Source organism: Amycolatopsis sp. NPDC051758 (assembly GCF_044453095.1).
GTDB lineage: Bacteria > Actinomycetota > Actinomycetes > Mycobacteriales > Pseudonocardiaceae > Amycolatopsis.
Window position 1 is genome coordinate 889,547 of the sequence record NZ_JBITCJ010000001.1, and the last position, 20,943, is coordinate 910,489.

Genomic DNA, 20,943 nt, shown 5'->3' on the forward strand with positions numbered 1-20,943 from the left:
GGCACATCTCCCCACCGGCGGACCCGCGACGGGTGCGGGCCGGGGCGAGGCACGTATAACAGTAGTTGTGACTGATGGCCCGCTGATCGTCCAGTCCGACAAGACCGTGCTCCTGGAGGTCGACCACCCCCAGGCGAACGACGCGCGGATCTCCATCGCGCCGTTCGCCGAGCTCGAACGGGCGCCGGAGCACGTCCACACCTACCGCATCACCCCCCTGGCCTTGTGGAACGCGCGCGCCGCGGGCCACGACGCCGAGCAGGTCGTCGACGCGCTGACGACGTACTCGCGCTTCCCGGTGCCGCAGCCGCTGCTGATCGACGTCGTCGACGTGATGGGCCGGTTCGGCCGGCTGCAGATCGCCAACCACCCGGCGCACGGGCTGGTCATGTCGACCACCGACCGCGCGGTGCTGACCGAGGTCTCCCGGAACAAGAAGATCAGCCCGATGCTCGGCGCCCGGATCGACGACGACACCGTCCTCGTCCACCCGTCCGAGCGCGGGCGGCTGAAGCAGGCGCTGCTGAAGGTCGGCTGGCCGGCCGAGGACCTCGCCGGGTACGTCGACGGCGAGGCGCACCCGATCGCGCTCGACGAGCGGGACTGGCACCTGCGCGACTACCAGCGGATGGCCGCGGACGCGTTCTGGGCGGGCGGCTCCGGCGTCATCGTGCTGCCGTGCGGCGCGGGCAAGACGCTCGTCGGCGCCGCGGCCATGGCGAAGGCGCAGGCCACGACGCTGATCCTGGTGACGAACACCGTCGCCGGGCGGCAGTGGAAGCGTGAGCTCATCGCGCGGACGTCGCTCACCGAAGAGGAGATCGGCGAGTACTCCGGCGAGAAGAAGGAAGTCCGGCCGGTCACCATCGCGACGTACCAGGTGGTCACCCGCAAGACCAAGGGCGAGTACCGGCACCTGGAGCTGTTCGACTCGCGGGACTGGGGCTTGGTCGTCTACGACGAGGTCCACCTGCTGCCCGCGCCGGTCTTCCGGATGACGGCGGACCTGCAGTCGCGGCGCCGGCTCGGCCTGACCGCGACGCTCGTGCGCGAGGACGGCCGCGAAGGTGACGTCTTCTCGCTGATCGGCCCGAAGCGCTACGACGTGCCGTGGCGCGACATCGAGGCGCAGGGCTGGATCGCGCCAGCGGAGTGCACCGAGGTCCGCGTGACGCTGACCGACGCGGAACGCCTGGAGTACGCGACCGCCGAGGCCGACGAGCGGTACAAGCTGGCGGCGACGGCGCAGACGAAGACCCCGGTGATCAAGTCCATCGTCGAGAAGCACGCCGGCGAGCCGACGCTGGTCATCGGCGCCTACCTCGACCAGCTCGAGATGCTCGGCGACGAGCTCGACGCGCCGGTGATCCAGGGCTCGACGAAGAACAAGGAGCGCGAGGAGCTGTTCGACAAGTTCCGGCGCGGCGAGCTCCGGACGCTCGTGGTGTCCAAGGTCGCGAACTTCTCGATCGACCTGCCCGAGGCGTCGGTGGCGATCCAGATCTCCGGCACGTTCGGCTCGCGCCAGGAGGAGGCCCAGCGGCTCGGCCGCCTCCTGCGGCCGAAGGGTGACGGGCGGCAGGCGCACTTCTACTCGATCGTCTCGCGCGACACCGTCGACACCGAGTACGCGGCGCACCGGCAGCGGTTCCTCGCGGAGCAGGGCTACGCCTACCACATCGTCGACGCGGACGACCTGCTCCGGCCGCTCTGACCCAGAACGCGGAAGTGCGGGCCACGCCCCCTCGGCGTGGCCCGCACTTCGTGGATCAGTAGCTGGTGAGCTGGAAGTCGCCCACCCCGCCGGTCTGCTCGACCCAGGCGCCGTACGGGCCGCCGTCCTTGACCGCCAGCGAACCGTCGGCGCGCAGCACGCCCACCCGGCCGGTCGGGGCGTCGACCTCGACCTTCGCCGCCCCCGGGAGCTGGTTGATCCAGCCCGTGTAGAGGTTGCCCTGCTTGACCGAGGCGAGGCCGTCGGTGAACACGACCCCGAGGTAGTCCCCGGACAGGTCGACCTGCTTCACCCCGGACGTCTGCTCGACCCAAGCGCCGTACAGGCCGCCGTCCTTCACCGTGAGCGAACCGTCGGTGCGCACGACCGCGAGCCGGCCGGTGCTCGCGTCCACCTCGACGTCGGCGCCGCCGCTCAGCTCGCCGACCCAGGCCGCGTACAGGTTGCCCTGCTTGGCGTACACCGCGCCGTTGTTGTCGACGACGGCGATGTAGTCACCCGACAGCTCGACTTCCTTGGCGTTGTTGGTTTCTTCGACCCAGCCGCCCTGCAGGCCGCCCTCCTTGACCGCGACGGTGCCGTCGGTGCGCAGGACGGCGATGCGGCCCGCCGACGACTCCAGCGCGAAGTCCTTGACGCCGCTCGCCTGGTGGACCCACTGCTCGTACAGGTTGCCCTGCTTGACGAACAGGTCACCGGCGCCGGTGAGCACACCGACCATGTCACCGTGCACTTCGGACTTGACGACGCCGCCGCCGTACACGTTCGTCCAGCCCTCGAAGAGGTTGCCTTCCTTCACCTGCGCCGAACTGTCCCCGAAGAGCACGCCGAGGCGCGGGGTGACGGGCTTCGCGGGCCCGGACACCCCGGCCGGGCTGACGAACGCGGAGATCTGCTGGCCGGCGAGGTACTGGCCGACCCGGCCGGGCCCCGACCCGAACTCGACGCTGTTGCTGCCGGGGCCGCCGGTGCCCCAGTTGCCGTTGATCGTGCGGATGCTGCCGTCGGCGTTCACCGTGTTGACCATCGCGACGTGGTCGGCGTACCCGTTGCCCTGGTAGTTGAAGACGACGGCGTCACCCACCTGCGGGACGTAGCCGGCATCGGTGTGCAGCGTGCCCCGCTGCTGGCCGTACAGGTAGAAGCTGCCCGCCCCGGCGGTCAGCCGGTCGACGTCGATGTTCCGGTTGCCCCACACCCATCTGACGAAGTCGGCGCACCAGGCCCACTGCATCCGGCAGCTGTCCATGAACCCGGTGCCGCCGAGGCTGTTCGTGCTGCAGGTCTGCTTGTGCAGGTTCGCCGCGGCGAGGTCGCGGACGTCGGTCCGCGTGTCGGCGTGGGCGGGGACGGCGCCCAGCAGGGCGAGGACGGCGGCGGCGAGGACGGTCGTGGTGGCGCGTTTGAGCGACATGGCGTTCTCCTTGCAGGGAAACGGAATCAGCGGGTGCAGGTGATGGCGCCGTCGGCGACGGGCAGCGAACCGCCGTTGAAGTAGGCGAGGGCCTTCTTGTAGTCCGCGCACCGGTTGAGCGACTCGGCCGGGTCGAGGGCGTAGGAGTAGCCGATCGCGCGGCCCACCGCGCCCATGTCGTAGTTGTCCGCGGCCGCGTTGATGGTGCGGGATCCCCAGTACCAACGGGCGATCTTGGCGCTCCAGTCGAGCGTGGCGGCGGCGTCCGGGTTGCTCAGGAAGTCGTACCCGAGCGCGGCGCCCGCGGCCCGGTAGTTGAAGTCGTTGGTCAGCTGGATGAAGCCGCGGCCGCGGTAGGTCTCGGAGTGGCCCGCTTCGCCCGCGTTGTATCGGAAGCCGCTTTCGTGCTTGAGCGTGGCGAGCAGCGCGGCCTTGCGGCTCGGCGTGGTGATCGCCCCGGCCACCATCTCGGCGTTGAGGCTCGGCAGCCCGGCCGCGACGGTGTCCGTGGCGTAGGTGGAGCCGTAGACGGCGGTGATGTCGGCCAGCGACACCTGGCCACCCGTCGAGGGCGCGCCGGCGGCGGCGAGGGCCAGCTGCTGGACACCGCCGATCTGCTCGACCCACGTCCCGTAGAGGCCGCCGTCCTTGACGGTGGCGGACCCGTCCGTGCGCAGCACACCGATGCGGTCACCGGCGATCTGCAGGTTCGCGGCGCCCGGGAGCTGGTTCACCCAGCCCGCGTAGAGATTGCCCTCCTTGACCGTCGCGAGCCCGTTGTCCAGCACGACCCCGATGCGGCTGCCGGACAGCTCCAGCTGCTTCACACCGGAGATCTCTTCGACCCAGGCGGACCACAGGTTCGACTCCTTGACCGCCACTGTCCCGTCGGTGCGCAGCACGCCGATCCGGTCGGCGGAGAGCTCGAGGTCGGCGACCGAGCCCACCTGGTCGACCCACGGCGCGTAGAGGTCGCCCTCCTTCACCGTCGCCAGGCCGTTTTCGAACACCACGCCGACCCGGTTCGGCGTCAGCTCCAGGTCCTTGACGCCGCTGGTCTGCTCGACCCAGGCCGCGTTCAGCGCGCCGTCCTTGACCGCGGCCGTGGAGTCGTTGCGCACCACGCCGATCCGGTTGCCGGCGAGCCGGAAGTCGCGGACACCACCGCTTCTTCGACCCAGTTCGTCCAGAGGTTGCCTTCCTTGACCAGCAGGCGCGAGTCCGCGGTCAGCACGCCGATCCGGTCGCCCGCGATCTCGAACTTCTGCACCCCGTCGATCTCCGGGACCCAGGAGTCGTAGAGGTTCCCTTCCTTCACGAGCAGCTGCCCGCCGGCCAGCACCCCGACGCGGGGCGACCCCGGCGGCAGCTCCCCCGCCGACGCGGTCGCCTGCAGCCCACCGGCCGCGATGCCCGCGACGAGCGCCGCGGCGGTCAACGTGATCCTGACCGAAGACATGGCTGATCCCTTCATCACCGTGGGAAAGATCCGAGACGTCCCGAGTGCGGTGCCGCGCACCGCCCCCTGTTCCTCCTCGGGACGGGGATCAGCCTCTCCCGGCGGGGTCAAAGAAACCTGAAAGCCGTTCTTCAGCTGCCGACCGGGCGGGGCCGTTCGACCGGGCTCGCGACGCGGCGCGGCTCCCGGGCCTCACGGCTGCCGTGCAGCCGGAAGATGCCCTCGGCCTCCGTCCACGCCGCTTCGGCGCCCGCGGCCTCGCCGAGGGCGTCGAGCGTCGTGGCGAGGTCGCGCAGGGCGCGCGCCCGCCAGACCGGCAGCAGGAGCGCGTCCCACCACTGGACCGACCGCTCGAGGTGGGCGCGCGCTTCGGGGAACCGCCCGGCGGCGAGCTCCAGTTCGCCGAGGGTGCGCAGCATCAGTCCCTGGCCGAAGCCGTCCTGCATCTCGTGGCACGTGGCGAGGCACGCGAGCATCTCCTCGCGCACTTCGTCGCCGCGGCCCTGGCGGATGCGGACCTTGGCGAGCGCCTGCACGGCGTAGGCGGACATCAGCGGGTCGTCGACACCGCGCAGCAGGTCCACCGCCTCCTGGCTGTATCGGGCCGCTTCGCCGAGCCGTCCGGCGGCGCGGTGCACGAGGCTCACCGAGCGCAGGGCGACCGCCCGGCTGCTCGCGTCCGCGTACCCCGCCACCGCGGCTTCGGCGGCGACGAGCGCGCCGGCCAGCTCGCCCAGCTCGGTGAGGACGCGGCCGAGCCCGTGCAGCGCCTGCACCTCCGCCCGCTCCTCGCCCAGCTCCCGCAGCTCGGGCAGGACGAGCTCGAGGGAGTGCCGCGCCTGGGCGAACTGGCCGTACTCGCACTGCACGGTGCTGAGGTCGAGGCGGCTCATGGCCTGCCCGTGCCGGTCGCCGCCGAGCTCGTACGCGGCGAGAGCCTGCTCGTGGTAGGCGATCGACTCGTCGAAGCGGTCCTGCTCGTAGCGCAGCCAGCCCAGGCCCGACAGCAGCCTCGCCTCCCCGATGCGGTCACCGGTCCGGCGCGCCGCCGCGAGCGCCGCGTTGTGCGTGCGCCACCACTGGCCGAACAGGTTGCGCACGGCGAACACCGACGAGCACAGCGCCGCGGCCAGCCGGGTGGCGACGTCGGTGAGGTCCAGCCCGCTGACCCGCTCGACGACGCCGACGAGACCGGTCTGCTCGGCGTCGAACCACGCCTCGGGGCCGGTCAGGATCTCGTCGACCCGCGCCGGGTCGAGGTGGCGGATCAGCGAGCCCGACCCGGCGGGGACGTGCGGCGCCCGGCCGCCCGCCAGTTCGACCAGCTCGAGCCAGCACTCGGCGGCCCGCGCGTTCACCGCCTTGACGTCGTCCCCGGATTCCTCCGCCTCCCCGCGCTCGCGGGCGAAAGCGCGGGTCAGGTCGTGGATCTGGTAGCGCGCCGCGCCACCGTCGTCCACTGTGGACACGTCGAGCAGCTGGGCGTCGACGAGCCGCTCGACGACCTCTTCCGCCTCGTGGCCGTCGCAGTCGAGCAGCGGCGCCGCGACCCATGCGCCGAACGAAGAGACGTCGAGCAGGCCGAGCCGGCGCAACGCGGTGCGCTCCCGTTCGCCCAGGTCGTCGTAGCTGAGGGCGAGGCTGCCACGCACCTCCAGGTCGCCGAGGGTGAGCTCCTCCAGGATGCGGTGCTGCGCGCGAAGGCGTTCGGCGAGCTTGGCGACCGGCCACCGCGGCCGCGCGGCGAGCCGGGCGCCGGCGATGCGCACGGCGAGCGGCAGGTTGCCGCACAGGCGGACCAGCTCGCGGGCCGCGTCCGGTTGCTCCGCCACCCGCGGGCCGCCGACGACCCGGCTCAGCAGCTCCAGCGCTTCCGCCTCGTCCAGCACGGGCAGGTGCAGGTGGTGGGCGCCGCCGACCGCGCCGAGGCGTTCCCGGCTGGTCACCAGCGCGGCGCAGGTGTGCCCGCCGGGCAGCAGCGGCCGGACCTGGCGTTCGCCGGCGGCGTCGTCGAGCACGACCAGGATGCGCCGGTCGGCGAGCAGCGTGCGGTAGAGCTGGGCGCGTTCCTCCAGGCGGACGGGGATGTCCCGGTCCGGCACGCCCAGCGCGCGCAGGAACCCCGCCAGCACCTCGGCCGGGTCGGCGCGGACGGCCTGCACACCACGCAACGACGCGTAGAGCTGACCGTCGGGGAAGTGCTCGCGGACGCGGTGCGCGACGTGCGCGGCGACGGTGCTCTTGCCCGAGCCGGGCTTGCCGTAGACGGCGCACAGCCGTGACCCGCCGGCCGGTTCGGCCAGTTTCCGGGCCAGCTCCGCGACTTCGTGCGCGCGTCCGGTGAAGTCGGCGATGTCGAAGGGGAGCTGGCTCGGGACCCGCTGGGCGGCTGCTCGCGATCGGCCGGCCGGCGGTCCGGGTTCGTCGCGCAGGACGCGCTCGTGGGCCGCCTGCAGCCCCGGGCCGGGTTCCAGGCCCAGCTCGCCGAGGAGCGTCGTGCGGCCGTCCTGGTAACAGGCGAGCGCGTCGGCCCGGCGGCCGCTCTGGTGCAGCGCGAGCATGAGCTGGGCGCGCAGGCGCTCCCGCAGCGGGTGCGCGGCGACGGCCGAGGTCAGTTCCGGGACCAGCGATTCGCCTTCACCGGTCTCGAGTTCGACGTCGACGCGTTCCTCCAGCGCCGCGACGCGGAGTTCTTCCAGCCGGACGCGTTCGTTCTCCGCCCAGCGGCCCTGCGTGCCGCCCAGCGCGGGCCCCCGCCACACGGCGAGGGCCTGCCGGACGAGGGTGATCGCGCGCCCGGGTTCCCCGGCCGCCCGCGCGCGGCGGCCTGCCGACAGGTCGTGGGTGAAGCGGTGCAGGTCGACCTGGTCGAGGTCGACGGCCAGCCGGTAGCCGCCCCCGCTGCGCGCGATCACGTCCGGCTCGCCGCCGCCCGCCAACGCCCGCCGCAGGGTCGAGACGTAGGTGTAGACGGCGGCGCGGGCCTGGTCCGGTGGTTCCTCGCCCCAGATCGCGTCGACGACCTGCTCGAGCGGGACGACGCGCCCGGCGTGCACCGCCAGCAGCGCGAGCAGGGTGCGCGGTTTCGGGCCACCGAGGCCGACCGCCCGGCCGGCGATCGCCACCTCGACCTGGCCCAGCACGTGGAACTCCATGCACCCCCTCCGATGCCCGGCCGTGTCGCCGGGGTCACGCAGAGCTTGGCAACGGATCCCCGGCTGGGCAAGATCCGCGCCGGTGACCGGTCTGCCGGATTCCTCCTCGACGCCGATTGCTCGTTCGGCCCAGCGAATCGTCACAGGAACAACTTGCGCCACAGGCGTCTCTTTCACGGCTTTGACCTGCGGATTTCCAGATTCACTCGAACGGATGAGCGGGTCGAACGCTGGAAAATGTCAGACCCTCGAACTACTGTTCGACATGCACCAGCCGAACACAAGTTCGAGGGGACGTCCATGACGATCGCACCGCTCCGCCCCGGTACGCCCGCACCGCCGGTCCAGACCCTGCCACCGGGGTCGTGGCACGGCCGGCTGTGGGTGTCCGACCTGCCGCTGACCCGGCCCGAGCGTTATCTCGGCTGCGTGGCCGAGTTCGAGCGGTCCGGGCTCTGGCCGGTGCTGATCCCGCACGACCAGCGCTTCGCGGCGAACGGCGAGGACTGGATCGACGACCGCGGCCGCCTCGCCCCGGCCGGCCACCGGATCGCGTCGGCCGACCCGGCCGGAGTCCTGGACCGCTGGTGGGACGGTTCTTGCTGTGACGGCGCCTGCCTGCGCCCGTTCGGCGCCCGGTTCCCCGGGCTGGCCAGGCGAAGCCCGCTCAAGTCGGACCCGCTGGCGGAAGCGGGCAACACGGGCTCGATCCTGGCGAACCGGGCCGAGCACCGGCTGGGTCTGGTGCAGACCGAGCGGCCCGCGGACATCCCGGCTCTCCTGGGCTGGACGGGCATGATCAAGTGCACGGACCGCGTGGCGGAGCTGTCGGCGGTGCTGCGCAGCTGGGAAGACCGCTTCGGCGCGACGCTGGTGGTGCTGGGCTTCGACACACTGGAGCTGTCGGTGGCGGCCCCGCCGCGCAACCAGGCCCGGGCGTTGACGGTGGCGGCGGAGCACCGGGCGTTCAGCCTGCCGACGTTCGCGGGGCAGCCGGGGAACCTACGCGAGTACGCGTCGGGGTTGGTGCAGACGCGGCACTGGCGGTTTTCTTGGGCCTGAGCGCAGCGGGGCGGCGGCCGGGTTTGCTTCCTGCGCCGGCCACATTCCGCGCTCCGGCAGGATCGTGGCGGCCGGGCGGCCCCCAGCCTGGCCGGCCCGCCGATCACCACCCGCGCCCCACACAATCGCGACGGCAGCCGGCCGGACCGCGGCCCAGCGGCCACTGCTCGGGTCGCTCACTGGTCGCCGTGCGCCGCGCGATGCCCGGCACCTCGCGTCCGCCGGCGGCCCGATGAGCAAACGCCTCAAAGGGCCGGTGAGACGGCCGTCCCCAAAACTGGGTCGGCTGTCCCGGCCGACGGTCCACCGGTCCGGGCGCGGGCGCGTTTGGCCGCGCCGGCGAACGGGAACCACCCACCGCGGAAAGGCGGTGAGGGCGATCGCCGAGATCCGGATCGGCACTTCGGGGTGGCGCTACCCACCCTGGCGCGGGGTGTTCTACCCGCAGGGACTCGTGCAGCGACGCGAGCTCGAGTACCTGTCGCGGCGGCTGAACACGGTCGAAATCAACGGCTCGTTCTACTCCCTCCAACGGCCCGAGCGGTTCCGCGCCTGGTTCGACGAGACCCCGGCGGACTTCCTCTTCGCCGTCAAGGGCGGCCGCTTCATCACGCACATGAAGCAGCTACGCGACGTCGAGACGGCCTTGGCAAACTTCTACGCGTCCGGAGTGCTGGCACTCGGCGCCAAACTGGGCCCGTTCCTCTGGCAGCTGCCCCCGAGGCTGACGTTCGACCCCGACCGGCTCGCGGACTTCTTCACCCTGCTGCCGCGCACCACCACGGACGCCGCGCAGCTCGCGACGAAGCACGACAACAAGCTGAAGGGCACGCCCTACCTGGAAGCCGGCGCGCGGAGGCCGTTGCGTCACGCGCTGGAGGTCCGGCACCCGAGCTTCGCGGAACCCGCGGCGAAGGAACTGCTGCGCGAACACGGCATCGCGCTGGTGGTCGCCGACACCGCCGGCAAGTGGCCGTTCCTCGAGGACCAGACCGCCGACTTCGCCTACGTCCGCCTCCACGGCGACGAGGAGTTGTACGTCAGCGGCTACTCGGACCAGGCTCTGCGCACCTGGGCCGACAAGATCCGGACCTGGCACGACGACGGAAAGCGGGACGTCCACGTCTACTTCGACAACGACGTGAAGGTGGAGGCGCCCCGCAACGCCGAGACCCTCGCCGAACTGCTCGAGGTGACGCCGCAAACGAGACAGTGAGCGGACAGTGAGCGCCATCAGCTTGAGTAGTACCCGCGGGCCGGACCGGCTTGCGTGCTGTCGCTGGGGGTCGGCACGCGAACGGTCCGCCGCCACGCAAACCCCTCGCCGGCCCGCACAGCCGGCGCCGAGAGTCGCCAATTGGGCGCCGGCGGCTGCAGCCGGTGGCACCGCGACCAGCACCGTGCGGCCGCTGCTGCCAGGCCTCCTGACTGCAGTCGTCATCGCTGCCGCAAAGCCGCCGCCGGCACCGCCCCGCGGCCACCACCACCGCCGCGCAGCAACCCCGGCCGACGCCGCACACGGCAGCGCGAAAACCCTCAGCCGCCCGCCCCCACCAGCGCCGCCAGCTTCGCCCGCACGTCATCCGCATCCGGATGGCCCAGCTCCGTCAGCAACCGCACCGACCGAAGCAGGCACTCCCTGGCCCCCACGGCGTCGCCGTACCGGAGCTGAATCGTCCCCAGCTGGGCCAGCACATCCGCCGCCTCGTACTGCTCGCCCATGGCGAAAAACATCGACACGGACTCCCGGATGCACACAATCCCCTCGTCGAGCCGACCCAAGCCCACCAACGCCAAACCGCGCGTGTGCTGCGTGAACCGCGTGTCCACCGGCTCGCCGTCCGGGCCGAGCACCGCCAGTGCCGCGTCGGCCAGCCGCAGCGCCTGTTCGTGATCACCCATCGACGTGCAGATGTCGCCCAGCGCGCGCAGCACACTCGCCTCGAACGCGCCCAGCCCCAGCTCGCGGACGATCTCCAGCGCCTGCATCCCGTGCTCGTACGCCCAGGCGTAATCGTCCAGGTTGTGCGCCGCCATCGCCAGGTTGTACTGCGCCCGGGCCTCGCCCTCCCGCGCGCCGAGTGAGCGCTGGATCTCCAGCACCTGCTCCAGGTACCGGCGTGACTCGTCGTACTGCCGCGCGACGCCGTTGACCACGCCCAGCCCGCTGAGGATGCCCGCCTCGCCCGGCCGGTGGCCGCTTGCCTGGGCGGCTTCGAGCGCCACCGCGAACACCGAACGCCACTCGTCGAGCCGCGAGCGCGTCACAAAATGGCTCTGCAGCAGCCAAGCGAGCTTCCAGCAGACGTCGTCACGACGGCGGCGCCGCGCCAGGTGCACCGCCGCGATGAGGTTGCCGGACTCTTCGCCGAACCAGTCGAAAGCGCTGTGGTAGTCGGAAAACTCGAGACCGCCGTCGAGGTTGTCCAACTCCAGCAAGCGGTAGTAGCGCTCCGGCCGCATGCGTCGTGACGCGTTCAGCGCCGACACCAGGTACCAGCTCAACAGCCGGTCCAAGGCGGCGTCGCGCTCCGAAGCCGAGTCGAGCTGCGAAGCGGCTTCGTCGGCGTAGGCCCGGATGAGGTCGTGGAACTGGTAGCGGCCCGGCCGCGGCTGAGCGAGCAGGTGCGCGGCGGCCAGCGTCTCCAGCATCGGCCGGGTCGTCGTGAGGTCCAGGCCGGCGACCGCGGCCGCCGCCGGGGCGGTGAAGTCGACGCCGGTGGACAGCCCGAGCAGCCGCAGCAGCCGCGCCGTCGAAGGCTCCAGTGCCTGGTAGGAGTACAAAAGCACCGAGCGGATGTTCGTGCCTTCACCGTCGGCGAGGTCGAACGCGCCGAGCACGTCGCTGTCGAGGGAGTCGACGAACTCGTCGAGCGCCAGGTCGGGGAACTGCGCGGCCCGCACGGCGAGGATCCGGATCGCCAGCGGCAAGCCGCCGCAGTAGCGCACGAACCGCTCGGTCGCCGCCGGGTCGCGGGCGACCCGCTCGAGGCCGATCGTGGACGCCAGCAGCTCGACGGCGTCCTCCTCGCCGAGCTCCTCCAGCGCGATCCGCCGCGCACCGTGCGTCGCGACCAGCGCACGCAGCTGCCAGCGGCTGGTGATCACGACCAGGCAGCCCGGCCCGGGCAGCAGCGGCCGCACCTGCTCGGTGCGGTTGGCGTTGTCGAGCAGCACCAGCAGCCGCCGCCCCGCGCTGTGCGTCCGCCAGCTCGCCGCGCGGCCATCGAGGTCACCCGGGATCTGGTCACACGGCACGCCGAGCGCGGTGAGCATCGCCTCCAGCGCCGCCGACGGCTCCACCGGCTCGCCCGGCCCGTACCCGCGCAGGTTGAGGTACACCTGCCCGCCGGGGAACCGGTCGGCGATCTCGTGCGCGAAGTGCACGGCCAAGGTCGTCTTGCCGATGCCGCCCATGCCCTCGACGGACGCGATCGGGGTGGACGCGTCGGCGTCCAGGGCCTCCGGCAGCAGCGCGTGCAGCGCCTTGAGGTCACCCTCGCGGCCGGAGAACGCCGGCAGGTCGGCGGGCAGCTGGTGCGGCACCTGCGGTTCGACGCCGAGCCGGTAGCGCGGCGGAGCGTCGACGTCGTCGGCGGCGCCGGTGAGGATCGCCTGGCGGGTGCGCTGCAGCGACAGCCCGGGGTCGAGCCCGAGTTCTTCGGCCAGCACGTCGCTGATCCGCCGGTACACGTCCAGGGCCTCGGCCTGGCGGCCCGACCGGTACAGCGCGGTCATCAGCTGCTCGTGCAGCCGCTCCCGCAGCGGATTTTCCCTGATCAGCCGCCCGAGCTCGGGGACGACGGTGCCGTACTCGCCGACTTCGAGCAGGGCGTCCGCCCACTGCTCGCGGACGCGCAGCCGTTCTTCGGCCAGCTGACCGGCCTCGTCGCGGTGCAGCGCATCGGACTCGACGTTCAACAGCGCCGGCCCGCGCCACTGCCCGAGCGCCTCGGCGAAGTGCGCGGCCGCCTGCCGGCTTTCGCCGCGGTCCATCGCGGCCTTGCCCCGCGCCGCGAGCGCGCGGAAGCGGGACAGGTCGAGCAGGTCGTCGGCCAGCTCGATGCGGTAACCGCCGCTCTCGGTGCGGATCACGACCTGGTCGCCGAGGGCGCGGCGCAGGCGCAGCACGTACGTCTGGAGCGCGCCCTTGGAGCGGCGGCGGTCGTCGGTCCACAGCCAGCGGCCCAGCTCGTCGACCGGCACCACCCGGTTCGCGCGCAGCAACAGCCCGGCCAGCACGATCAACGGCCGGCTGCCCCCGAGCGGGACCGGGCGGCCGTCGGCCGTGACCTCGGCCGGACCCAGCACGCGGAAATCGAGGACCACGAGGTCATTCTGACCGGAAACGCGCTGATCGGCACCTGCTTGCGAAACCCGGGACGGTGGCATGATCGGCGACGATGAAGGTCTACACGATCCCCCTGCGCAACCGGTTCCGCGGCATCACCGTCCGTGAAGGCGTACTTCTCCGCGGTCCGGCGGGCTGGGGCGAGTTCTGCCCGTTCGCCGACTACTCGGACGCCGAGAGTGTTCCGTGGCTGCAGGCGGCGCTGGAGGCGAGCGAAACCGGCTGGCCGGCGCCGGTCCGCGACCGCGTCGAGGTGAACACCACGGTGCCGGTGGTCGGGCCCGAGAAGGCGTTCGAGCTGGTCCGCGCGTCCGGCTGCCGCACGGCGAAGGTGAAGGTCGCGGACACCCGCGCGTCCCTGGCCGAAGACTGCGCCCGGGTGGAGGCGGTCCGCGCCGCGCTCGGCCCGGACGGCGCCATCCGCGTCGACGCCAACATGGCGTGGGACGTCGACACGGCGGTCCGCGCGATCACCGACCTCGACAAGGCGGCAGGCGGGCTGGAGTACGCGGAGCAGCCGTGCCCGACGATCGACGACCTCGCCGCGGTCCGCCGCCGGGTGCCGGTCCGGATCGCGGCGGACGAGTCGATCCGCCGCGCGGAGGACCCGCTGAAGGTGGCGGTCGCCGGAGCGGCGGACATCGCGGTCCTGAAGGTCGCCCCCCTCGGCGGGGTGCGGCGCGCGCTGGAGGTCGCCGAAGCGTGCGGGCTGCCGTGCGTGGTGTCGTCGGCGGTGGAGACGAGCGTCGGCCTGGCAGCCGGCCTGGCGCTGGCGGGCGCCCTCCCCGAGCTGGAGTTCGCTTGTGGACTCGGGACGATCTCGTTGCTGGACGGCGACGTCTGCGCGGCCTCACTGTCCTCTGTGGACGGCTATCTGCCGGTCCTGCGCCAGGCGCCGGAGCCCACGGACGCATACCCGGCTCCGGCCGAGGTCCGGGCGGCCTGGGAAGACCGGCTGGCGAGGGTGCGCGAATTGTCGTGAGTGTTCAGCCGGGTTCTGGCCCGGCTGAACACTCACAACCACTCAGGCCGCCTGCCACGCCGAGTCGTAGGCGCGCACCAGCCACCGGTCCGCCCAGGCGCGGTCCGGCTGCTCGGGCAACGGCGAGTCACCCCGCACCAGCTGATCGAGCCGGTCCTCCAGCTCCGCCGCCGCCTCGATGGCTTCCTCCTGGGTGTGCTTTCCGCGTCGCAGGTCGCGTAGCCAGGTCAGCCACGGCTCCGCGATCGGGAGCGTCATCCGGCCGGTCTCGAGCAGCTCGACACCCTGGACGCCCAGACGCACCATGTGCATGGCGTACTTCGTGTCGAAGCCGTACTTCTCGATCAGCTCCGGCCGGTTGACCTTCAGCGCCCCTTCGAGCATCCGCTGCCGCTGCGTCCGCAGGTACCCCGCGAACCTCAGGCCCGCCAGGCGCGAACCGATCCGGTCCGCGTTCGCCCGCAACTCGTCGCCGAGACCGGTGATCCGCACGATCTCCACATCCGGGACGAACAGCGGGAGCAGGATCGTCGGATTCCCGGTCAGGGCGAGGCGCATCCACTTGCGCAGCGAGTAGACGATCAGGTCGAGGTCGCCCGGCCCGAACCGCACGCCGACCTCGGGCTGGGTGCGGAAGACGTACTCGAGCCGTGATTTGCGCCGGCCGAGACCCAGCGGGACCAGACATCCCCCGCCGCTCCCTGGGGGGCTGCCCCGTGTCCAGCGTACCGGCGACCACCGACGAAAGCCGGAAAAGTCGGGCCGAGGCGGCGATCTGTCCACATCACGGCCTGCCTGGGGACAACTCGCGGTACGGGGCGGCCCGGAGCAGCGGAGCAGCGGAGCAGCCCGAGCACCTGGTTTTCCCCGAGGCCGAATTCAGGGTCCGGGTCCGGGCCGTTCCCGATGTGGACCGGGGCCCGGAAAGGCGACCATTGAGCCATGACGAACAGCGTGTACACCCCCGAAACCAAGAAGCTCCGCCGCAGCCGGTCCGACAAGATGCTCACCGGCGTCTGCGGCGGCTGGGCCACCTACCTCGGCATCGACGCCAACGTGCTGCGCATCGGCCTGGTCGCCGCCGTGTTCCTGTCGGTCGGCATCGCCATCCCGATCTACGTCGCCGCCGCCATCCTGACCCCCGAAGAGGACTCCTGACCCGGGCGGGCGCCGGCTCGCAGGGGGAGCGGGCGCCCGCCGGATGACGGGGGTGTGCCGATGAACGGCCCGGACGCCAGGGGACGTCCGGGCCGTTCGGCGTAGGCGACTGCGCTGACCGGCCGAAAAGCCGTTCGCGGACCCCGTTCGAGGGGTTAGGGTTCGCGGTCGTGGATCAAGGGAGCAGAACCGCCGCGAAGGTGGTCGTCGGGATCTTGGGCGGGCTGTACCTGGTCGCCGGGCTGGGGCTCACCGCTTTCGCCGCCTTCTTCGTGCTCGCCTTCAACGACACCGGCAGCACGAGCGTCACGAAGACCGTGCTCTACACCGCCGCGGCGCTGGCGATCTGGATCCTGCTCACCGGGATCGGCGCGATCGTCGTCGCGCTGGAAGCGGAAGAAGCGAGCACCGCCTGGCTCGGGGGCCTCGGGGTGCTCGCGCTCGGCGTGGTCATCGTCGGCGCCTTCGCCGTCTGGTTCTTCACCCGCCCGTAGACGGCGAAAAGCCCGGCCCGCCGAAGCGGACCGGGCTTTTCCAGTCAAGCGACCGGACTCAGAAGTCCATGCCACCCATGCCACCGGACGGGTCGGCGGGAGCGGCCGAAGCCTTCTCCGGCTTGTCCGCCACGACGGCCTCGGTGGTCAGGAACAGCGCCGCGATGGACGCGGCGTTCTGCAGCGCGGACCGGGTGACCTTCGTCGGGTCCGGCACGCCGGCGGCGAGCAGGTCCTCGTAGACACCCGTGGCGGCGTTGAGGCCGTGACCCTGCGGGAGGGTCTTGACCTTCTCCACCACAACGCCGCCTTCGAGGCCGGCGTTGATCGCGATCTGCTTGAGCGGGGCCTCGACGGCCACCTTGACGATGTTGGCGCCAGTGGCCTCGTCGCCCTCGAGCTTCAGACCGGCGAAGGCAGCCTCGGCAGCCTGGATGAGAGCGACGCCACCACCGGCGACGATGCCCTCTTCAACGGCGGCCTTGGCGTTGCGCACGGCATCCTCGATGCGGTGCTTGCGCTCCTTCAGCTCGACCTCGGTCGCGGCGCCGGCCTTGATGACGGCCACGCCGCCGGCCAGCTTCGCGAGCCGCTCCTGCAGCTTCTCGCGGTCGTAGTCCGAGTCCGAGTTGTCGATCTCGGCGCGGATCTGGTTGACGCGACCCTGGATCTGGTCGGCGTCGCCCGCACCCTCGACGATGGTCGTCTCGTCCTTGGTGATGACGGCCTTGCGAGCCTTGCCCAGCAGGGAAAGGTCCGCGTTCTCCAGCTTGAGGCCGACGTCCTCGGAGATGACCTGGCCACCGGTCAGGATCGCGATGTCCTGCAGGATCGCCTTGCGGCGGTCACCGAAGCCCGGGGCCTTGACGGCGACGGACTTGAAGGTGCCGCGCATCTTGTTGACGATGAGGGTGGCCAGGGCCTCGCCCTCGACGTCCTCGGCGATGATCAGCAGCGGCTTGCCGGACTGGATGACCTTCTCCAGCAGCGGCAGGACGTCCTTGACGGTGGAGATCTTGGAACCGAAGAGGAGGATGTAGGGGTCCTCCAGCTCGGCTTCCTGACGCTCCGGGTCGGTCACGAAGTAACCGGAGATGTAGCCCTTGTCGAAGCGCATGCCCTCGGTGAGCTCGAGCTCGAGACCGAAGGTGTTGCTCTCCTCGACGGTGACGACGCCTTCCTTGCCGACCTTGTCCAGCGCCTCGGCGATCAGCTCGCCGATGGTGCGGTCAGCGGCCGAGATCGAGGCGGTAGCAGCGATCTGCTCCTTGGTCTCGATCTGGACGGCGGCCTTGTGCAGCTGCTCGGTGATGGCCTCGACGGCCGCCTCGATGCCGCGCTTCAGGCTGATGGGGTCGGCGCCGGCGGCGACGTTGCGGAGGCCTTCCTTGACGAGGGCCTGCGCGAGCACGGTGGCGGTGGTGGTGCCGTCACCCGCGACGTCGTCGGTCTTCTTGGCGACCTCCTTGACGAGCTCGGCCCCGATCTTCTCCCACGGGTCCTCGAGCTCGATCTCCTTGGCGATGGAGACACCGTCGTTGGTGATGGTCGGCGCGCCCCACTTCTTCTCGAGCACGACGTTCCGGCCCCGCGGGCCGAGGGTCACCTTGACGGCTTCGGCGAGGATGTTCAAGCCGCGCTCAAGACCGCGGCGGGCGTCCTCGTCGAACGCGATCAGTTTGGCCATTGCGGTGTGGTCCTCCGGTATTGGGCGCCACCGCCGCGCTGTGTGACTTTGCAGCGGCGGCAGCAGGACTCTTCCTCGGCCAGGCTCGGTGCCCGCGACGGACGACTGACCCGAGTGGGGGTGCAGCCTCACCGTCCCGACCTTCAAGCACGCGATCGGTGACCGCGCACCTGGCACTCAACGGCGTCGAGTGCCAAGTCCGTGTTTAGCACTCTCGGGGGGAGAGTGCAAGAAGGCCTGCTCAGCGCCGCCCGGATTCAGGAGCTCGGCTTGATGGAGATCGACGTCGGGGGCGCGTTGAGCGAGGACGTCGGGTTGCTCTGCGAGTCGCCGGGGCCGACCGGGATGTTCGGGGCCGTCGTCGTGCCGCCGCCCCCGCCGTCGTCGCCGCCGAACAGGAAGATCGCGCCCACGACCAGGCCGGCCACCACGACCACGCCGAGCACGATGAAGATCCACTTCGCGCCGCCGCCGCTCTTCGGCTGCTCGAACGCGCCCGCGCCGCCGGCCGGCATCGGGGGACGCAGGCGCATGGGGTCACCGGGCGGGCCGTAACCCGGCGGCATCCCCTGCGGGGGCATCCCCTGCTGCTGTTGCTGCGGGTAGCCGTAACCGGGGGGCGGGCCCTGCGGCGGCATCCCCTGCGGCGGCATCCCCTGGGGCGGACCCTGCTGCGGGTAGCCGTAACCGGGCGGCGGGCCCTGTGGCGGCGGCCCACCGGGGCCCTGCGGCCCGGGCTGCTGCCCGTAACCGGGCTGCTGCTGTCCTCCGTACGGGTGCACGGGGGCCCCCTCTCCCTGCTGCGGTGCCGTCGTCTGGTGCGGTCCTTGTTGTACCTGACCAGGACGGTGCGGCGCGGGAACTCCACCCGAATTCGTGCCGGGGGGCCCGGGCGGGGTGTCCGACGCGGCCTGGGCGCCGAGCGCGCGGCGCGCGGCCGCGATCATCTCGACGCAGCTGGGGTAGCGGTCGGCCGGGCTCTTGGCCATGCCCTTGCGGATGACCTCGTCGATCGCCGGCGGCAGCGCGACGGCCCGCGAGATGGCGGGCGGCTCGCCGTTGAGGTGACCCTTGATCACCGTCGGCACGTCACCCTTGAACGGCGGGCTGCCGGTGAGGCAGGCGTAGAGGACGCACGTGAGCGCGTACTGGTCGGTGCGCCCGTCCAGCGGCTCCCCGCGCAGGTGCTCGGGCGCCGCGTACGTCGGCGAGCCGAGGAAGTCGCCGCCGCGGGTGCGGTGGCCGGTCGCGCCGCGGCGCGTCAGCCCGAAGTCGGCGACGTACACGTGTTCGCGCGACGTCTCCTTCTTCGTCACGAGCACGTTGGCCGGCTTGACGTCCAGGTGGACCAGACCACGGTTGTGCAGCGTGTCGAGGGCGTCCGCGACCTGGTCGAGCATGGTCAGCGTGCGCGCGGGCGCGATCGGGCCCGCCGAGATCAACCCGGCGAGGTCACCGCCGTCGACCATGCGCATGGCGATGTAGAGCATGCCGTCGAGCTCGCCGAAGTCGTACAGCGGCACGACGTTGGCGTGGTCGATCGCGGAGGTGTTGCGCGCTTCGTCGACGAACCGTTCGCGGAACTCGGCGTCCGCCCCGAGGTGGTCACCGATGACCTTCAGGGCCACCTTGCGGCCCAGCCGCACATCCGTGGCCTTGTAGGTCACACTCATGCCGCCCTTGCCGAGCACTCCGTCGATGCGGTAGTTGCCCAGCCGGCGACCGGTGAGGTCCCCCGACACATCGCCTGTCACGCCCGGCAGCCTAACGTCCCTGGTTCGGCGGCTGCCGGGGGTTCGCCAATCGGGTGATCCGTGTCGTTACGAGACCTTCTTCACGTCGGCTGCCTGGCTCCGCCCGTCCCGGCCGGACTGGACTTCGAACTCGACCCGGTCGCCTTCGTCCAAAGTGCGGAATCCGTCAGCCTGAATGGCGGAATAGTGGACGAACACGTCAGGACCTTCGGTGGATTCGATGAACCCGTAGCCCTTTTCCGAGTTGAACCATTTGACGGTGCCGACAGCCACGGCGCCCTCCCTCAGCACAAAGGATCCGCTGGCCCGAGCGGATGCCAACGGTGCGAGTCCCAATAACGCTACCGGAATTATTCCCCTCGGCAATGGGCAATTCGTCCGAAGATCACGTCGCCGAAAGGCGCCGGTTACGCGCCTGCACGAGCACCGTCCCGGGACCCGCGAAGTCGACCGCGAGCCCTTCCCCCGTGCGCAACGATTGCGCACCGCCCGGGTCGAGCGCCCGCAGCCGGCACTGCACGGTGTCCGGGTAGGCCAGCAGGTAGTCCGGCCGCACCGTGACCACCTCGCCCTGGCCGAGCTCGAACGCGTCCACCGGGCCGGGCGCGGCCAGCACGAGCGGCCCGTTTCCGCTGTAGTGCTCGAGGAATCCCGAATCGGCGCCGAAGAGCTGCTGCAACGGCGCCCAGCCCGGGTCGTGCCGGACGACCGAGGGCCGCACCAGCACCGCGTCGCGGTGCACCGACCAGCCCGTGCCGCCGCCCAGCTCCAGCGGGTAGACGTCGCCGGGGCGCAGCGGCGCGAAATCGATCCAACCGCCGTCGGACGGCGCGGTGTAGACGGCGAACGTGGTCTTGCCCGCGCGGGCGCCACCGCGGCCGGACGAAGTCTCGGTGACGCCGAACCGGCTGGCGAGCAGCGTTTCGGGCGCGGCCTGCACCGCCTCGCCCGGGTCGAGCAGGACGCGGGCGACGCCGAAGGCGGGGGTGTGCCGGGTCTGGACGCGCATCAGCGGGACGGCACGTGGGAGATGATCCAGCTGATCAGCGCGGACGGGTTGCGCGTCTGCGTCATGATCTGGCCGGGACCGGCGAAGTCGAACACGAGGCCTTCGCCGCTCTTCATGGATTGGATGACGCCGGTGGCGACCTTCCGGATCTGGTACTGCACGGTGTCGGCGTACGCGACGACGTGCCCGGTGTCGATGGTGACCGTCTCGCCCGGCTGCAGGGTGATGGTCTCGACGGCGCCGTAACAGCTGACGAGCAGCTCGCCCTGCCCGGTGGCGTGCGTGAGGAAACCGCCCTCGCCGCCCATGAGGTTCTTCATCCCGCCCCACTTGGTCTCCGTCTGCACCCCGTGCGACGACGCGAGCCAGCAGCCGCGGGTGACGGCCCAGCCGGTGCGGCCGTCGAGCTGGATCACCTGGATGTCGCCGGGCAGGTTGGCCGCGACGTCGACCCAGCCGCCGTTGGGCGGCGCGGTGAAGGTGGAGATGAAGAAGGACTCGCCGGAGAGGAACGCGCGCCCGAGGCCCTTCATGATCCCGCCCTGCGCCTGGGACTGGACCTGCACGCCGTAGCTGGTGGCCATCATCGCGCCGGACTCGACCTGGCACGGCTCACCGGGCGCCAGCATCATCCTGGCGACGGCGAACGAAGGCTGTTGACGGACTCGGACCTGCATGCGTAC

Annotated in this window: 17 protein-coding genes; 6 read left to right on the top strand and 11 right to left on the bottom strand. The window is 71.6% G+C overall.

Going from position 1 to position 20,943, the window contains the following annotated elements; translation table 11 throughout:
• Positions 1-67: 67 nt before the first annotated feature.
• Complete coding sequence (locus ACIA5G_RS04675; RefSeq protein WP_395920832.1) at positions 68-1,714, top strand: DNA repair helicase XPB; 1,647 nt, start codon at positions 68-70, stop codon at positions 1,712-1,714.
• A 55-nt stretch (positions 1,715-1,769) separates the two neighbouring features.
• Here the strand turns inward: ACIA5G_RS04675 and ACIA5G_RS04680 are convergent, their stop codons facing one another.
• The 4 genes from ACIA5G_RS04680 to ACIA5G_RS04695 form a co-directional block, all read right to left on the bottom strand.
• Positions 1,770-3,149: a CHAP domain-containing protein gene (locus tag ACIA5G_RS04680; protein WP_395920833.1), complete on the bottom strand. Its 1,380-nt coding sequence runs from the start codon at positions 3,147-3,149 to the stop codon at positions 1,770-1,772.
• Positions 3,150-3,175: 26 nt separating this feature from the next.
• Complete coding sequence (locus ACIA5G_RS04685; protein ID WP_395920834.1) at positions 3,176-4,270, bottom strand: glycoside hydrolase family 19 protein; 1,095 nt, start codon at positions 4,268-4,270, stop codon at positions 3,176-3,178.
• Entirely contained in the window at positions 4,228-4,608 is a 381-nt protein-coding gene (locus ACIA5G_RS04690) for a hypothetical protein (protein ID WP_395920835.1), read from the bottom strand. Before ACIA5G_RS04690 ends, ACIA5G_RS04685 begins: the two co-directional genes overlap by 43 nt.
• Positions 4,609-4,739: 131 nt before the next feature.
• Positions 4,740-7,763 carry a BTAD domain-containing putative transcriptional regulator gene (locus tag ACIA5G_RS04695; protein ID WP_395920836.1) on the bottom strand — a complete coding sequence of 1,008 codons (3,024 nt, stop codon included), beginning with the start codon at positions 7,761-7,763 and terminating at the stop codon, positions 4,740-4,742.
• A 300-nt stretch (positions 7,764-8,063) separates the two neighbouring features.
• On the opposite strand from ACIA5G_RS04695, the gene ACIA5G_RS04700 reads away from it, so the two are divergent.
• Both ACIA5G_RS04700 and ACIA5G_RS04705 read left to right on the top strand, forming a co-directional pair.
• Entirely contained in the window at positions 8,064-8,825 is a 762-nt protein-coding gene (locus ACIA5G_RS04700; RefSeq protein ID WP_395920837.1) for a DUF4253 domain-containing protein, read from the top strand.
• 370 nt (positions 8,826-9,195) lie between these two features.
• On the top strand, positions 9,196-10,041 hold the full coding sequence (locus ACIA5G_RS04705) for a DUF72 domain-containing protein (RefSeq protein WP_395920838.1): 846 nt from the start codon (positions 9,196-9,198) through the stop codon (positions 10,039-10,041).
• Positions 10,042-10,361: 320 nt separating this feature from the next.
• On the opposite strand, the gene ACIA5G_RS04710 is transcribed toward ACIA5G_RS04705, so the two are convergent.
• The gene (locus ACIA5G_RS04710) at positions 10,362-13,154 is read right to left on the bottom strand and encodes an AfsR/SARP family transcriptional regulator (RefSeq protein WP_395920839.1); all 2,793 of its coding nucleotides are present in this window, start codon (positions 13,152-13,154) and stop codon (positions 10,362-10,364) included.
• 74 nt (positions 13,155-13,228) lie between these two features.
• Between ACIA5G_RS04710 and ACIA5G_RS04715 the strand changes: the two genes are divergently transcribed.
• Complete coding sequence (locus ACIA5G_RS04715; RefSeq protein WP_395920840.1) at positions 13,229-14,158, top strand: o-succinylbenzoate synthase; 930 nt, start codon at positions 13,229-13,231, stop codon at positions 14,156-14,158.
• Positions 14,159-14,200: 42 nt separating this feature from the next.
• Here ACIA5G_RS04715 and ACIA5G_RS04720 read toward each other — a convergent pair whose 3' ends face one another.
• Positions 14,201-14,770: a DNA polymerase beta superfamily protein gene (locus ACIA5G_RS04720; protein ID WP_395920841.1), complete on the bottom strand. Its 570-nt coding sequence runs from the start codon at positions 14,768-14,770 to the stop codon at positions 14,201-14,203.
• A 330-nt stretch (positions 14,771-15,100) separates the two neighbouring features.
• On the opposite strand from ACIA5G_RS04720, the gene ACIA5G_RS04725 reads away from it, so the two are divergent.
• Together ACIA5G_RS04725 and ACIA5G_RS04730 are read left to right on the top strand one after the other, a co-directional pair.
• The gene (locus ACIA5G_RS04725; RefSeq protein WP_395920842.1) at positions 15,101-15,316 is read left to right on the top strand and encodes a PspC domain-containing protein; all 216 of its coding nucleotides are present in this window, start codon (positions 15,101-15,103) and stop codon (positions 15,314-15,316) included.
• Between the two features lie 170 nt (positions 15,317-15,486).
• Positions 15,487-15,810, top strand: a complete 324-nt coding sequence (locus tag ACIA5G_RS04730) for a hypothetical protein (RefSeq protein ID WP_395920843.1) — start codon at positions 15,487-15,489, stop codon at positions 15,808-15,810.
• A gap of 58 nt (positions 15,811-15,868) precedes the next feature.
• Here ACIA5G_RS04730 and groL read toward each other — a convergent pair whose 3' ends face one another.
• From groL to ACIA5G_RS04755, 5 genes are all read right to left on the bottom strand, one after another.
• On the bottom strand, positions 15,869-17,497 hold the full coding sequence (gene groL / locus ACIA5G_RS04735; RefSeq protein ID WP_395920844.1) for a chaperonin GroEL: 1,629 nt from the start codon (positions 17,495-17,497) through the stop codon (positions 15,869-15,871).
• A gap of 257 nt (positions 17,498-17,754) precedes the next feature.
• Positions 17,755-19,251: a serine/threonine-protein kinase gene (locus ACIA5G_RS04740; protein WP_395920845.1), complete on the bottom strand. Its 1,497-nt coding sequence runs from the start codon at positions 19,249-19,251 to the stop codon at positions 17,755-17,757.
• A gap of 66 nt (positions 19,252-19,317) precedes the next feature.
• A complete protein-coding gene (locus ACIA5G_RS04745; RefSeq protein WP_395920846.1) occupies positions 19,318-19,524 on the bottom strand; it encodes a cold-shock protein in 207 nt (68 codons plus the stop codon).
• Positions 19,525-19,636: 112 nt separating this feature from the next.
• The gene (locus ACIA5G_RS04750) at positions 19,637-20,260 is read right to left on the bottom strand and encodes an AIM24 family protein (RefSeq protein WP_395920847.1); all 624 of its coding nucleotides are present in this window, start codon (positions 20,258-20,260) and stop codon (positions 19,637-19,639) included.
• On the bottom strand, positions 20,260-20,937 hold the full coding sequence (locus ACIA5G_RS04755) for a TIGR00266 family protein (protein ID WP_395920848.1): 678 nt from the start codon (positions 20,935-20,937) through the stop codon (positions 20,260-20,262). The genes ACIA5G_RS04750 and ACIA5G_RS04755 overlap by 1 nt, the downstream gene beginning before the upstream one ends.
• Positions 20,938-20,943 lie beyond the last annotated feature (6 nt).